Source organism: Microbacterium sp. M1A1_1b, assembly GCF_053345565.1.
Window position 1 is genome coordinate 178,337 of the sequence record NZ_JBKFAJ010000001.1, and the last position, 14,005, is coordinate 192,341.

A 14,005-nucleotide genomic window follows, 5' to 3' on the forward strand; every position below is an offset into this window, starting at 1 on the left:
TGCCTGGAGGCCCGGCTCGGCCTGGTAACATCGGCGTACTTGCGAGTGTGGTGGAATCGGCAGACACGGGGCACTCAAAATGCTCTGCCTCACGGCGTGCGGGTTCAAGTCCCGCCACTCGTACCAAGGGCGCTCACGGCGTGCGGGGCAGCTCCGGTCTCACGCGTCCCGCCACTCGTACCAAGGGCGCTCACGGCGTGCGGGGCAGTTCCGGTCTCACGCGTCCCGCCACTCGTACCAAGGGCGCTCACGGCGTGCGGGGCAGTTCCGGTCTCACGCGTCCCGCCACTCGTACCAAGGTGACTTGTTCACCGACCAGCCATCCGCTGCGGCCAGCACTGCTCGCGTCTAGTAGGCTCTCCGGCGTGAGTGACGCAGAAGCAACAACCGCAACAGCACCCCGTCGAGTCGTCGTCGCCGAGGACGAATCGCTCATCCGTCTCGACATCGTCGAGATCCTCCGCGACAACGGGTTCGACGTCGTGGGCGAAGCGGGTGACGGTGAGACCGCCGTGCAGCTGGCGACCGACCTGCGTCCCGACCTCGTCATCATGGACGTCAAGATGCCCCAGCTCGACGGCATCTCCGCCGCCGAGAAGCTGTCGAAGAACCACATCGCTCCGGTCGTCCTGCTGACCGCGTTCAGCCAGAAGGAACTCGTCGAGCGTGCCACCGAGGCCGGTGCGCTGGCCTACGTCGTCAAGCCGTTCACGCCGAACGACCTGCTCCCCGCGATCGAGATCGCCCTCTCGCGGTACCAGCAGATCATCACGCTGGAGTCCGAGGTCGCCGACCTGGTCGAGCGCTTCGAGACCCGCAAGCTCGTCGACCGCGCCAAGGGCCTGCTCAACGAGAAGATGGGCCTGACCGAGCCCGAGGCCTTCCGCTGGATCCAGAAGGCTTCGATGGACCGCCGGCTGACCATGCACGACGTCGCCAAGGCGATCATCGAGCAGCTCAGCGCGAAGAAGTAGTCACGCACCGACGCGATGCCGACGCCGCCACCCGATCCGGGTGGCGGCGTCGTCGTGTCAGGGTCGTCGTGTCAGGGGCGGGGTGGCAGCTGCTGCAGGGTCCAGGCGTTGCCGTCAGGATCGGTGAAGAAGACGAACCGGCCCCAGGCCAGCTCGTCCACCCCGACGACGTCGACCCCCAGCGCGCGCAGGTCGGCGAGCGCCTGGTCGGCATCGGGGACGACGACCTGGATCGACTTCAGGGAACCGGGTTCGACGTCCGGCGACATGATGCCGTCGCCGAACGCGATCGAGCAGGCCGACCCGGGTGGCGTCGCCTGCACGAAGCGGACGTCGTCGGACACCCGCTGGTCGTGGTCGATGGTGAAGCCGATGCGGTCGTAGAAGTCGCGGGCGCGGTCGACGTCGCTGACGGGGACCATGACGAGTTCGATCTTCCAGTCCATGGCGGACTCCCTGTGGCCGTGCGAGGGCTCAGCGCCGCTCGCGGATCATGTTGGTGATGCGGACGGTCGAGCACCGGCGACCCTGGTCGTCCGTCAGCACGATCTCGTGCGTGGTGAGCGTGTTGCCGAGGTGGATCGCGGTGCAGGTGCCCGTGACGGTGCCGCTCGTCGCACTGCGCGAGTGCGAGGCGTTCAGCTCGATGCCGACGGCGTAGCGTCCAGGCCCGGCGTGCACGTTCGCCGCGGCCGACCCGAGGCTCTCGGCCAGCACCACGTAGGCGCCGCCGTGCAGCAGCCCGGCCGGCTGACGGTTGCCCTCGACCGGGATGGTGCCCACCGCGCGCTCGGCGGTGAGCTCGCTGATGACCATGCCCATCTTGTCGCCGAGTTCGCCCGTGCCGCGGTCGGTGAGCCGCTCGTCGACGGGGCCGGTGGTGGTCGCTTCGTCGGTCACGCGCGCTTGACTCCTGTGTCGGATGGCGTCGGTAGGCTGTCCGGGTGTCGGACTCCGCAAAGCCTACCCTCATGGTCATCGACGGCCATTCGCTCGCCTTCCGGGCCTTCTACGCACTGCCGGTGGACAGCTTCGTCAACCGCGACGGGCAGCACACGAACGCGATCCACGGCTTCATCTCGATGCTGCTGATGCTCCTGCAGCGCGAGAAGCCCACCCACCTGGCGGTCGCGTTCGACATCTCGCGGTTCTCGTTCCGCACCCGCGAGTACGCGGAGTACAAGGGCACCCGCTCCGAGACCCCGGCCGAGTTCAAGGGGCAGATCCCGCTCCTGCAGCAGGCCCTCGAAGCGATGGGCATCACGACCGTCACGAAGGAGGACTACGAGGCCGACGACATCCTCGCCACCCTGTCGTCCGAGGGCGCCGCCCAGGGGTACCAGGTCTACGTCGTGTCCGGGGACCGCGACTCCATCCAGCTCGTCAACGACGACGTCACGCTGCTGTACCCGTCGGTCCGCGGGGTCTCCGAACTCACGCGCTACGACCGCGACAAGGTCTACGAGCGCTACGGCATCGAACCGCACCAGTACCCGGACGTCGCCGCACTCGTGGGCGAGACCAGCGACAACCTGATCGGCATCGACAAGGTCGGCGAGAAGACCGCCGTCAAGTGGGTCACCCAGTACGGCTCGCTCGACGGGGTGCTCGAGCACGCCGACGAGATCAAGGGCGTGGTCGGCAACAACCTGCGCGAGCAGCGCGACCGGGCGGTCCTGAACCGCCGGCTCAACCGCCTGGTCACCGACGTCGCGCTGCCGGTCGGCCCCGCCGACGTGGCGCTCCGTCCGATCGACGAAGCGGCGGTGCGTGAGCTCTTCGCGAAGCTGCAGTTCCGCACGCTGCTCGACCGGGTGTTCAAGGTCGTCGGGGGCGGCGAGGGCGCCGACTCCACCGCCGAGGGCTCGGCCCCGGACCCGGGTGTGACACCGCCGCCCGTCAAGACGCTGATCGACGAAGAGCTCGGCTACTGGCTCGAACGCCGGAACGCGGCGGCGGCCGACAACGGGTACGGCGTCGCGGTGGAGATGATCGACGGTCGTCTCAGCGCGATCGGCATCGCCACCCACGACGACGCCGTGCTCGTGCCGGGCGGCAGCGGTGCCAAGGACTACGAGCAGCTGACCGCGTGGTTCGCCTCGGACGCGCCGAAGCACTTCCATGACGCCAAGGCCGCCGTCAAGGCGCTCGGCACCGTGGGCATCGTCGTCAACGGCATCGCGGGCGATGCGCGCATCATGGGCTGGCTCGCCAACCCGGGCAAGCAGGGGCAGCCGCTCGGCGACCTGGTCTACCAGGAACTCGGCGAGGAACTTCCGACCGCCGACCCGAACCAGCTGGTCCCCGAGACCGCACCCGTCAACGTCGGCGTCGAAGCCTGGTACGGCCTCCGCGTCACGACCGCACTGCGTGCCCGCATCGACCCCGGCTCGCTCCGTGTCCTCGACGACATCGAACTGCCGCTCGTGTCGGTCCTGGCGCAGATGGAGACCACCGGCGTCGGCATCGACCGCCCGGTGCTCACCGGACTGTCGAAGGAGCTGGGGGAGCGGGCCGCCGAGCTCGCGCAGCAGGCCTTCGCCGAGATCGGCCACGAGGTCAACCTCGGGTCGCCGAAGCAGCTGCAAGAGGTGCTGTTCACCGAGCTGGCGATGCCGAAGACCCGCAAGACCAAGACCGGTTTCTCCACCGACGCCGCCAGCCTGGCGGACCTGCAGGACCAGCACCCGCACCCGTTCCTCGGGCTGCTGCTGCAGCACCGCGACGCGACGAAGCTCCGGCAGATCGTCGACACCCTCGACGCCGCGGTCGTCGACGGGCGCATCCACACGCGGTACGAGCAGACCGGCACCAGCACCGGCCGTGTGTCGTCGACCGACCCCAACCTGCAGAACATCCCGGTCAAGACGGCCGTGGGGCGCCGGATCCGGTCGGCGTTCGCCGTCGCCGAGCCGTACACGACCCTGCTGACGGCGGACTACTCGCAGATCGAGATGCGGATCATGGCGCACCTGTCCGGCGACCCGGGGCTCATCCAGGCCTTCAACGAGGGCGAGGACCTGCACCGCTTCGTCGGAGCCCGGGTGTTCGGCGTCGAGCCGGCCGACGTCTCCGCCGAGATGCGCACCAAGGTCAAGGCCATGTCCTACGGTCTCGCGTACGGGCTCAGCGCGTTCGGCCTGTCCAAGCAGCTCCGCATCGAGCAGAGCGAAGCCCGCACTCTGATGACCGAGTACTTCGCCCGGTTCGGTGCGGTGCGCGACTACCTGCGCAACGTGGTCGAACAGGCACGCGAGGACGGCTACACCGAGACCATCTTCGGGCGCCGTCGTCCGTTCCCCGACCTGAAGAGCCCGAACCGGGTCCTGCGGGAGAACGCCGAGCGGGCCGCGCTGAACGCCCCGATCCAGGGTTCGGCCGCCGACATCATGAAGATCGCGATGCTCGGCGTCGCCGCGGACCTGCGCGACGGTGACCTCGGCACGCGCCTGCTGCTCCAGGTGCACGACGAACTCATCCTCGAGGTCGCGCCCGGCGAACAGGACCGCGTCGAGGAGATCCTCCGGACCCGCATGGGCGCTGCCGCCGAACTGACGGTCCCGCTCGACGTCTCCGTCGGTCTCGGCGCCAACTGGGAGGCCGCGGCCCACTGACGCCGGGTGACGACCACCGCTGCACCGCAGTGGTCGGACCGGCTCGGTATGGTCGGGGCATGACCGATGAACGCCCCGTCCGCCAGCCGTCCGCCGTCGACCGCGTCGCCGAGGACTGGGTCGACACCCTGGTCGACCTCGACCCGACGATCGCCACCTACATCGGTGTCGCCGGCCGGACCGGCGAGTACGGCGACACCTCGCCAGCCGGGGCCGCGGCCATGGCGTCCGCCGCCCGGTCCGCGAAGACCGCACTCGACGCCGCGGCCCCGGCCGACGACGTCGACCGCGTCACGAAGACCGACCTCGGCGCCGAGCTCGACCTGGTCGTCGAGTCGTACGACCGCCAGCTGCACCTGCGCGACCTCAACGTCATCGCCAGTCCGCCGCAGTCCCTGCGTGACGCGATCGACCTGATGCCGACCGCCACCGAGTCGGACTGGCGTGACATCGCCAGCCGGTTCGCCGCGCTGCCCGACGCGCTCGAGGGCTGGCGCGAGACCCTGCTCGAAGGCACGCGCGAGCGGGTGACGCCGGCACGCCGCCAGGTGGAGCTCGTCGCGGAACAGGCCGCACGCAGCGGCGCACCGGACGGGTTCTTCCGCCAGCTCGCCGACGGCGCCGCGCTCGACGACGGGGCACCGTTGCCCGAGTCGCTGCGGGCGGACCTGCAGCGCGGCGCCGAGGTCGCCTCGGCCGCGTACCGGTCCCTGAGCGGGTTCCTCGAACACGAGCTGATGCCGCTCGCCACCCCCGTCGACGCCGTGGGACGTGACGCCTACGAGCTGCACTCGCGGCGGTTCCTCGGCGCCGTCGTCGACCTCGACGAGGCCTACGCGTGGGGGATCGAGGAGCTCGCGCGGATGCGGGACGAACAGGAGCGGATCGCCGACCGGATCGAGTCCGGGGCGTCCGTCGCCCGCGCGATCGAGGTCCTCGACGCCGACCCCGCCCGCACCCTGCACGGCACCGACGCCCTGCGACGGTGGATGCAGGAGACCAGCGACGCCTCGATCCGCGCGATGGACGGCACCTACTTCGACATCGCAGACCCGATCAAGCGCCTGGAGTGCCGGATCGCGCCGACGCAAGAGGGCGGCATCTACTACTCAGGCCCGTCCGACGACTTCTCGCGCGCCGGCCGGATGTGGTGGTCCGTGCCCCAGGGAGTGACGGAGTTCGGGACCTGGCGTGAGAAGACGACGGTCTACCACGAGGGGGTCCCCGGGCACCACCTGCAGATCAGCCAGGCGGTCTACAACCGCGGCGAGCTCAACACCTGGCGCCGGCAGCTCGCCGGTCCCTCGGGGCACGTCGAGGGCTGGGCGCTCTACGCCGAGCGGCTGATGGAGCAGCTCGGGTTCCTCGACGACGACGGTGACCGCCTGGGCATGCTCGACGGCCAGCGCATGCGTGCCGCGCGCGTGGTGCTCGACATCGGGGTGCACCTGCAGAAGACCAACCCCGACGGCGGTGGCTGGACGTGGGAGTACGCGCTCGACTTCATGCGGCAGAACGTCAACATGGACGACGCCTTCATCCGGTTCGAGGTCGCCCGCTACTTCGGCTGGCCCGGCCAGGCGCCGTCGTACAAGATCGGGCAGCGCGTCTGGGAGTCGATCCGCGACGAGGTCGCCGCCCGCCAGGGAAGCGCCTTCGACCTCAAGGCGTTCCACCACCGGGCGCTCGCACTCGGCGGGGTCGGGCTCGACACCCTGCGGTCGGCGCTCGTCGACTGACCGCAGGCCAGCAGGCGAGACAGCACGACACGGCGGCGGGGTGTGCTTGTGAGGCATCCCGCACCCGGTTAGACTTGTGCGGCGCAATCCGCGCCACACACCATCCGCCACGGCGGCACCGCTCAGGACACAGACTCCTGCGCCGTCCTGGCCCGACTCATGTCCGTTCGGAGCAATCTCTACATGACAACCACTACGACCAAGGCTCCTAAGCAGGTCGCCATCAACGACATCGGTTCGGCTGATGACTTCCTGGCCGAGGTCGAGAAGACCCTGAAGTTCTTCAACGACGGCGATCTCATCTCCGGCACCGTCGTGAAGATCGACCGCGACGAGGTCCTCCTCGACGTCGGGTACAAGACCGAGGGTGTCATCCCCTCGCGCGAGCTCTCGATCAAGCACGACGTCGACCCCAACGAGGTCGTCAACGTCGGTGACGAGGTCGAGGCCCTGGTCCTCCAGAAGGAGGACAAGGAAGGCCGCCTCATCCTGTCCAAGAAGCGCGCGCAGTACGAGCGTGCGTGGGGCGACGTCGAGAAGATCAAGGAGTCCGACGGGGTCGTCACCGGCACCGTCATCGAGGTCGTCAAGGGCGGCCTCATCGTGGACATCGGTCTCCGCGGCTTCCTCCCGGCCTCGCTCATCGAGCTGCGCCGCGTCCGCGACCTCACGCCGTACCTCGGCCAGGAGATCGAGGCGAAGATCCTCGAGCTCGACAAGAACCGCAACAACGTGGTCCTGTCGCGCCGTGCGCTCCTCGAGCAGACGCAGTCCGAGTCCCGGACCACGTTCCTCAACAACCTCCACAAGGGCCAGGTCCGCAAGGGCGTCGTCTCGTCGATCGTCAACTTCGGTGCGTTCGTCGACCTCGGCGGCGTCGACGGTCTCGTCCACGTCTCCGAGCTCAGCTGGAAGCACATCGAGCACGCCAGCGAGGTCGTCGAGGTCGGTCAGGAAGTCACCGTCGAGATCCTCGAGGTGGACCTGGACCGCGAGCGCGTGTCGCTCTCGCTCAAGGCCACCCAGGAAGACCCGTGGCAGGTCTTCGCCCGCACCCACGCGATCGGTCAGATCGCACCGGGCAAGGTCACGAAGCTCGTGCCGTTCGGTGCCTTCGTCCGCGTCGCGGACGGCATCGAGGGCCTGGTCCACATCTCGGAGCTCTCGAACAAGCACGTCGAGCTCGCCGAGCAGGTCGTCTCCGTCGGCGACGAGGTCTTCGTGAAGATCATCGACATCGACCTCGACCGTCGCCGCATCTCGCTCAGCCTCAAGCAGGCCAACGAGGGCGTCGACCCGGAGAGCACCGAGTTCGACCCGGCGCTCTACGGCATGCCGACCGAGTACGACGACAAGGGTGACTACAAGTACCCCGACGGCTTCGACCCGGAGACCAACGAGTGGCTCGAGGGCTACGACACCCAGCGCGAGGCATGGGAAGGCCAGTACGCGGCCGCCCAGGCTCGTTGGGAGGCCCACAAGGCCCAGGTCGCCAAGTCCCTCACCGACGAGGCATCGGGGACGTTCGACCTCCCCGCGACCGCTTCGTCGTCGTCGACCACGAGCGAGCAGGCCGGTCAGGGCACCCTGGCCGACGACGCTTCGCTCGCGGCGCTCCGCGAGAAGCTCAGCTCGACCAACTGATCGAGTCCTGCGCGAACCGGAAGCCCGGCACCCCTTCGTGGGTGCCGGGCTTCCGGCATTCCGGCAGACAACGCCCATAGGCTCGGTGTCGTGCGCATCATCGGACTCACGGGCGGCATCGCCGCGGGCAAGTCGACCGTGTCCGCCCGCTGGGCGGAACTCGGCGCGGTCGTCGTCGACGCCGACCGGCTCGCACGCGACGCCGTCGCTCCCGGCAGTCCCGGGCTGGCGCAGGTCGCGGAGCGCTTCGGTCCGGACGTGATCGCTCCGGACGGCTCGCTCGACCGCCCCGCGCTCGGCGCAGTGGTGTTCGCGGACGCCGCAGCACGCAAGGACCTCGAGGGGATCACCCACCCCGAGGTGTGGCGACTCGCGCAACAGGCCTTCGACGCGGCCCAGGCCGCCGATCCGGACGCCGTGGTCGTCTACGACGTGCCGCTGCTGGCAGAGGCCCGCGGGTCCCGGCCGCTCCGGTTCGACGCGGTCGTCGTGGTCGACGCGCCCGCGGCGGTCCGCACCGACCGACTCGTCGAGCACCGCGGGATGCCCCGGGCCGAAGCCGAGCGCCGGATCGCCGCGCAGGCGTCGGACCAGGAACGGCTCGCCCTGGCGGACCACGTGGTCGACGCCACCGGCACGATCGAGCAGACCATCGCCTCGGCCGACACCGTCTGGCAGCGCCTGGTCGGATGAAGCACCGCTTCCTGCTCCTGCTCGCCGCGATCGTGCTCGTCGCCATCGGCGGTGGCACGCTCGTCGCCGCCAACGTCATGGCCGAGCAACGCGTCGAGCAGCACGGCCGCGCACCCGCCGCTGCTCCCGCACACGGCGACCAGCACGGCCCGGCTGACGAGTTCCACCGGTTCCGGCTCGGCGCGATCGACGGCGAACGCCTCGAGCCGAACCGTGACGACTTCGCTGCGCGGACGGCGAACGACGGCCCCCTGCTGCTGTTCCTGCCCGCCACGCGCGCCAAGCCCGCGCAGTACCAGCGCTTCCTGACGACGGCGCTCGGTGACGGCTACCACGTGCTCGGGCTCGACTACTGGAACCTCGGCAAGACGCTGTCGGGCACCTGCGAGGCGGACGCCCAGTGCTACGGCCAGGTCCAGCGGAACCGGTTCGACGGCACGCGGCCGTCCGAGTTCAGCGACGTGTCGTCCGCGGGGTCGATCGTCTCCCGCTTCCGCGACGCCATCACCCACCTGGACGACGTCGACCCGAACGGCGGGTGGGGCCGTTTCGTCACGAGCGACCAGGACATCGCATGGCAGGACGTCGTCGTCGCCGGGCACTCCCAGGGCGGCGGCGAGGCAGCGTTCATCGCCCACATCCGAGCGGTGCGTGGCGCGCTGATGTTCTCGTCGCCCGTCGAGTCCCTCGGACCGGTCCACGCCGCCTGGATGGACAGTCCCGGGCGGACACCACCGTCGCGGATGTACGCGATCGACGACGTCCGCGACGTGTTCGGCCCGCGGATCCGCGGGTCGTGGACAGTGCTCGGCCTGGACGGTCCCGCGACCGACGGCGGCCCGGACGGACCGTGGCGCACGGACACGGCGGCGCCCCCGGCGGGCTGGGACCCGCACGCGATCCTGACGGACATCCAGGTCGGGACGCCGGACCAGTCGCACTCGCGCACCATCAAGGACACGACACCACTCGACGCCGAGGGCCAGCCCCGCATGCTCGGCCTCTGGCAGTGGCTGCTGCACCGGTTCGCGCCGGTGCGCGCATCCTCCGGCGCGTCATAGCAAGCCGTCCTAGTCTGAGGTGATGCAGCACGACGGCGGAACACCACCCGAGCGCCTCCGGGCGCTGATCCGGCACCGCGCCCAGGTCGACGCCGACCGCGTGTACCTGGAAGACGCCCGCTCCGACCGGGTCCTGACCTACGGTGCGCTCGGTGCCGCGGTGGACGCCTGGTCGTCCACGTTCGACGTGATCGGCATCGCCGACTCCGGTGCCGTGCTGGTCGACGTCGGGGACCCGCTGGCCTTCGCCGTGGTCCACCTCGCTGCGCTCGCCTCGGGCCGCCGGGCGGTCCCGGTGGACACCGGGCAGCCGACCACCGAGCCGGCGCGGCTCGCCGACCTGCTCGGCGGGGCGTCGATCGTGGTGTCGGACCGTGACCAGGACGCGACCGTCCCCGGGGCGCCGGCGGCGCGCGTCGACCCGGCCACGGGCCTTCCGTCCGACGTCCGCGACGGCGACCTGCCCGCCGATGCTCCGGACGCACCCGGCGAGGGATCGGTGGTGCTGTTCACGTCCGGATCGACGGGCACGCCGAAGGGCGTCGAGCTGCCGGAGAGCCAGCTGCTCTTCGTGGCCAGGGCCGTGGTGGACCACAACCGCCTGACCGGCGAGGACCGCGGCTTCAACTCGTTGCCGCTCTTCCACGTGAACGCCGAAGTGGTCGGACTGCTGGCGACGCTGGTGGCCGGCGCGACCCTGGTGCTCGACCGCCGGTTCCGGCGGACCGGGTTCTGGGAGCTCCTGGCCGAACGGCGCGTCACGTGGCTGAACGCGGTGCCCGCGATCCTCGCCGTGCTCGCGAAGACCGGCCCCCTCGACTTCCCCGATGGCCTGCGCTTCGTACGCAGTGCCTCGGCGCCCCTGCCGGACCCCGTCCGCGCCGCACTCGGTGACGTCCCGCTCGTGGTCAGTTGGGGCATGACCGAGGGCGCGAGCCAGATCACCGCGACCCCGCTCGACGCGCCCGCCCGACCCGGCACGGTCGGTGTGCCGGTCGGCAGCCAGGTGCAGGTCCGCGACGAGGACGGTGCCGTGCTGCCCGCAGGCCAGGTCGGGGCGCTCTGGATCCGCGGCCCCGGGATCGTGCACGGCTACCTGTTCGGCCGAGCAGCCGAGCGCTTCGACGCCGACGGCTGGCTGTCCACGGGCGACGTGGGCTCCGTCTCTGCGGACGGCTGGGTGTCCCTGGCCGGACGGTCCGACGACGTCATCAACCGCGGCGGCGAGAAGGTGTACCCGTCCGAGGTCGAGGACGTGCTGCTCGGTGACCCCCGGGTGCTCGAGGCCGTCGTGGTCGGACGCCCGGACGACGTGCTGGGCAGCGTGCCGATCGCGTACGTCATCCCGCACCCGGACCCGGACGAGCCGCTCGACCACGACGGGCTGGTCGCCGACCTGACCGCGCGCGCCGAGCGGTCCCTCACGCGGTTCCGCCGGCCGGTCGAGATCGTCGTCGTGCCGGACCTGCCGCGCGCCCCCACCGGCAAGATCCAGCGTGCCCGCGTGCGGGGGATGGCGGCGACGTCGTGACCCAGGCCGAGACCCAGGCGCGTGCTGCCGCCGGGGACCAGCCCGCCCCCACGGGCGTGCAGACCCCGACCCGCACCGCCGCCGGCCGACCTCGACACCTGTACGAGGTCGACGTCCTGCGGATCCTGACCTTCGCGTGCGTGCTCGGCGTGCACACCACCAGCCACACGATGGCGTCCGACGACGTCGGGCTGGCCGGGCTGCTCGCGCTGCTGCACTTCACGCGGCTGGTGTTCTTCACCCTGACCGCGTTCGTCCTGGTCTACAGCTACGCCATCCGGCCGAAGCCGATGTCGGTGTTCTGGCCGAAGCGGTTCCTGCTGGTCGGGGTGCCGTACCTGGCCTGGTCGTTCGTCTACGTGGCCTCGGCCTGGCTGCTCGACCCGGGGCAGCGCGGTGACGTGCCCGCATTGGTGACGACGTTCGCCACCGGGGTCGTCACCGGGACCGCGAAGTACCACCTGTACTTCCTGCTCGTGACGATGCAGGTCTACCTGCTGCTGCCCGCGATCATGTGGCTCGTCCGGAAGTCGCGCGGGCACCACGTCACGGTGCTCGTGGTCGCGCTCGTGGTCCAGCTCGTGGTCTTCGCCGGGTACAAGTACTTCCCGGCGAGCGACGCGTGGCTGAACGGGTACCAGAAGCAGTTCTTCTTCTCGTACGTGTTCTTCATCGTGTCCGGTGCGATCGCCGCCGACCACGCCGACCGGTTCCTCGGCTTCGTCCGGACCCACCGGCGCGGCATCATGTGGGCGTTCCTGGGCGGCGCGGTCCTGACGATCGGTGTGTTCGTCCTGCAGATGGCGACCGGCGACTCGCCGTACGCCGCCGGCACGCCGCTGCAGCCGGTCGAGGCCGTGTGGAGCACCATCGTCTTCGTCGCGTTCCTGGCCATCGGTGCGGCCTGGGCGGACCGCCGCGTCGCCGGCAGTCGGCTCGCCAAGGTGGTCGACTACGCGTCCGACCGGTCGTTCGGCATCTTCCTCAGCCACCCGCTCGTGATCTGGCTGCTGCTCTACGGCTCCAGCCCGCTCGAGGCGCTCGTGCCGAAGCCCTGGCTCACCCTCGTGACGTACCTGCTCGTGGTGGTGCTGTCGGTGGCGCTGACCGAGGTGTTCCGCTGGACGCCGCTCAGCGTGCCGCTGACCGGTCGCCCGTCGTTGGCCTCCCGTCGGGCACGCGCGGCGCGCGCCTGAGTCCCTGACCCTGGGACGGACGGGAGGCCCGTGGCGACACCGCCACGGGCCTCCCGTCCGTCCCCTGGTCCGGATCAGATCCGGGTCCGCTCCGCCTTCGGCGTCCCGATCTCCAGCACCCCGTTCGTCGAGGTGAGCCGCTGCGGCTTCATGAACCAGGCGACGACCGCCGCGGCGAACAGCAGTGCGCAGGACAGGGCGAAGGGGAGCTGCCACCCGCTGGCGTCGATCAGGAAGCCGAAGACGATCGGCGACAGGACGCCGGCGATGCCGAAGCCGGTGTTCATGAACCCCGAGGCCGTCCCCGACCACTGCGGGGCCACGTCCATCGGGATCGCCCAGAGGTTCGCGTTGCAGAGCTCGAGGAAGAAGAACGACAGCGCCAGCGAGATGGTCGCGACGAGCAGGCCCTGCCCGATGACGAGCGGGATGAGGCAGAGCAGCGAGCCGCCCAGCCCGATCACCAGGATCGTCCGGCGCGCGTTCCGGGTGTTCCCGCCGCGGTGGATGATCCGGTCGCTCAGCATGCCGCCGACGGTGTCGCCGACGACGCCAGCCAGCAGGATGAGCGTCGTGAACAGGGCGAAGTCGCCGATCTCCAGGCCGTAGGTCGAGCTGAGGAACGTCGGCAGCCAGGTCAGGAACACCCAGAGCGTCCAGCCGTAGCCGAAGTCCACGAAGGTGACCGGCAGGATCTGTTTCGCCATCTGGCGCCACGGCACGGGCGGCCGCGTCGCACGGGTCTCGACGGGCGGCAGCTCGGACAGTTCGACCTGCGTGATGCCCTTCGCCGACTCGGGCTTGTCGCGGAACCAGACGAACCAGACGACGGCCCACGCGAACGACAGCACCGCGGTCGCGAAGAACGCCAGCCGCCAGCCGCTCACCGCGATGAAGTACGCCACCACCAGCGGCGCCAGGGCGTTCCCCAGACGGGCAGCCGAGTGCACGACACCCTGCGCGAAGCCGTTGCGGTCACGGGGGATCCACCGGCTCATCGCCTGGGTGGCGGTCGGGAAGGCCGCCGCCTCGCTCAGTCCGAGCAGCGCCCGTGCGGCGAACAGCGTCCAGAAGCCCACCGCGAAGCCGGTCCAGAGCGTCGCGACGCCCCAGATCACCGTGATGACGAAGAGCGCCTTGCGCGGGCCGAACTTCTCGCTGATCGTGCCGCCGAAGACCTGCAGCAGTGCGTACGGCAACGAGAACGCCGCGACGATGACGCCCGCGGTGGCCTCGTTGAAGCCGAACTCCTCGGTGATGTGGGGGAGCGCGGTGGAGATGTTGGTGCGGTCGATGTACGAGATCGCGTACATGAAGCAGAGCAGGATGAGCACGCGCCCGCGGATACGTCCGCGGAACGGGGTGCCCTTCGTCGGTGCCGCCGGGGTCGCGGTCGTCATGGGGCCTCTTCGGGGGAGTGAGGGTCGATCGGGTGCTGCTGAACGAACGAGACGTTAGGGACCGTTCTTATCAGCGTCCTTGGAGCCTGCTCTCCCGCGGACGATACGCCCGCTGCCGCGCGAGGGGTACGCCGTCGGCGAGCAGACGGCCGA

General features: G+C 70.2%; 11 protein-coding genes and 1 tRNA gene. 9 read left to right on the plus strand and 3 right to left on the minus strand.

Features of this window, described 5'->3' with window-relative positions; translation table 11 throughout:
- The first annotated feature begins 41 nt into the window (after positions 1-41).
- Together ACLBWP_RS00815 and ACLBWP_RS00820 are read left to right on the plus strand one after the other, a co-directional pair.
- Positions 42-126, plus strand: a tRNA-Leu gene (locus ACLBWP_RS00815).
- 239 nt (positions 127-365) lie between these two features.
- A complete protein-coding gene (locus ACLBWP_RS00820) occupies positions 366-974 on the plus strand; it encodes an ANTAR domain-containing response regulator (protein WP_071300697.1) in 609 nt (202 codons plus the stop codon).
- 71 nt (positions 975-1,045) lie between these two features.
- Here the strand turns inward: ACLBWP_RS00820 and ACLBWP_RS00825 are convergent, their stop codons facing one another.
- Complete coding sequence (locus ACLBWP_RS00825) at positions 1,046-1,420, minus strand: VOC family protein (RefSeq protein ID WP_243562066.1); 375 nt, start codon at positions 1,418-1,420, stop codon at positions 1,046-1,048.
- Between the two features lie 28 nt (positions 1,421-1,448).
- Positions 1,449-1,796, minus strand: coding sequence for a PaaI family thioesterase (locus tag ACLBWP_RS00830; RefSeq protein ID WP_279396816.1), 348 nt, complete (start codon positions 1,794-1,796; stop codon positions 1,449-1,451).
- A 122-nt stretch (positions 1,797-1,918) separates the two neighbouring features.
- Here ACLBWP_RS00830 and polA point away from each other — a divergent pair, with 122 nt between their 5' ends.
- The 7 genes from polA to ACLBWP_RS00865 all read left to right on the plus strand — a co-directional run bounded on the left by polA (position 1,919) and on the right by ACLBWP_RS00865 (position 12,452).
- Positions 1,919-4,588, plus strand: coding sequence for a DNA polymerase I (gene polA, locus ACLBWP_RS00835; protein WP_447653666.1), 2,670 nt, complete (start codon positions 1,919-1,921; stop codon positions 4,586-4,588).
- A 59-nt stretch (positions 4,589-4,647) separates the two neighbouring features.
- Positions 4,648-6,327 (plus strand): DUF885 domain-containing protein, encoded by a 1,680-nt coding sequence (locus ACLBWP_RS00840; protein WP_447653667.1) that lies wholly within the window; start codon positions 4,648-4,650, stop codon positions 6,325-6,327.
- Between the two features lie 183 nt (positions 6,328-6,510).
- Entirely contained in the window at positions 6,511-7,971 is a 1,461-nt protein-coding gene (gene rpsA / locus ACLBWP_RS00845) for a 30S ribosomal protein S1 (RefSeq protein ID WP_243562070.1), read from the plus strand.
- A gap of 90 nt (positions 7,972-8,061) precedes the next feature.
- A complete protein-coding gene (gene coaE / locus ACLBWP_RS00850) occupies positions 8,062-8,664 on the plus strand; it encodes a dephospho-CoA kinase (protein WP_447653668.1) in 603 nt (200 codons plus the stop codon).
- A complete protein-coding gene (locus tag ACLBWP_RS00855) occupies positions 8,661-9,725 on the plus strand; it encodes a BPSS1187 family protein (RefSeq protein WP_447653669.1) in 1,065 nt (354 codons plus the stop codon). The genes coaE and ACLBWP_RS00855 overlap by 4 nt, the downstream gene beginning before the upstream one ends.
- A 22-nt stretch (positions 9,726-9,747) precedes the next feature.
- Positions 9,748-11,256: a class I adenylate-forming enzyme family protein gene (locus ACLBWP_RS00860; protein WP_243562073.1), complete on the plus strand. Its 1,509-nt coding sequence runs from the start codon at positions 9,748-9,750 to the stop codon at positions 11,254-11,256.
- The gene (locus ACLBWP_RS00865) at positions 11,253-12,452 is read left to right on the plus strand and encodes an acyltransferase (RefSeq protein ID WP_447653670.1); all 1,200 of its coding nucleotides are present in this window, start codon (positions 11,253-11,255) and stop codon (positions 12,450-12,452) included. Before ACLBWP_RS00860 ends, ACLBWP_RS00865 begins: the two co-directional genes overlap by 4 nt.
- Positions 12,453-12,526: 74 nt before the next feature.
- On the opposite strand, the gene ACLBWP_RS00870 is transcribed toward ACLBWP_RS00865, so the two are convergent.
- On the minus strand, positions 12,527-13,852 hold the full coding sequence (locus ACLBWP_RS00870; RefSeq protein WP_447653671.1) for an MFS transporter: 1,326 nt from the start codon (positions 13,850-13,852) through the stop codon (positions 12,527-12,529).
- Positions 13,853-14,005 lie beyond the last annotated feature (153 nt).

Bases quoted from the DNA above. Each gene is read 5' to 3' on its own strand.
- ACLBWP_RS00830 (WP_279396816.1), bottom strand. From the start codon at position 1,796: ATGGGCATGGTCATCAGCGAGCTCACCGCCGAGCGCGCGGTGGGCACC.
- ACLBWP_RS00870 (WP_447653671.1), bottom strand. From the start codon at position 13,852: ATGACGACCGCGACCCCGGCGGCACCGACGAAGGGCACCCCGTTCCGC.
- ACLBWP_RS00840 (WP_447653667.1), top strand. From the start codon at position 4,648: ATGACCGATGAACGCCCCGTCCGCCAGCCGTCCGCCGTCGACCGCGTC.
- ACLBWP_RS00855 (WP_447653669.1), top strand. From the start codon at position 8,661: ATGAAGCACCGCTTCCTGCTCCTGCTCGCCGCGATCGTGCTCGTCGCC.
- ACLBWP_RS00825 (WP_243562066.1), bottom strand. From the start codon at position 1,420: ATGGACTGGAAGATCGAACTCGTCATGGTCCCCGTCAGCGACGTCGAC.
- ACLBWP_RS00860 (WP_243562073.1), top strand. From the start codon at position 9,748: ATGCAGCACGACGGCGGAACACCACCCGAGCGCCTCCGGGCGCTGATC.
- rpsA (WP_243562070.1), top strand. From the start codon at position 6,511: ATGACAACCACTACGACCAAGGCTCCTAAGCAGGTCGCCATCAACGAC.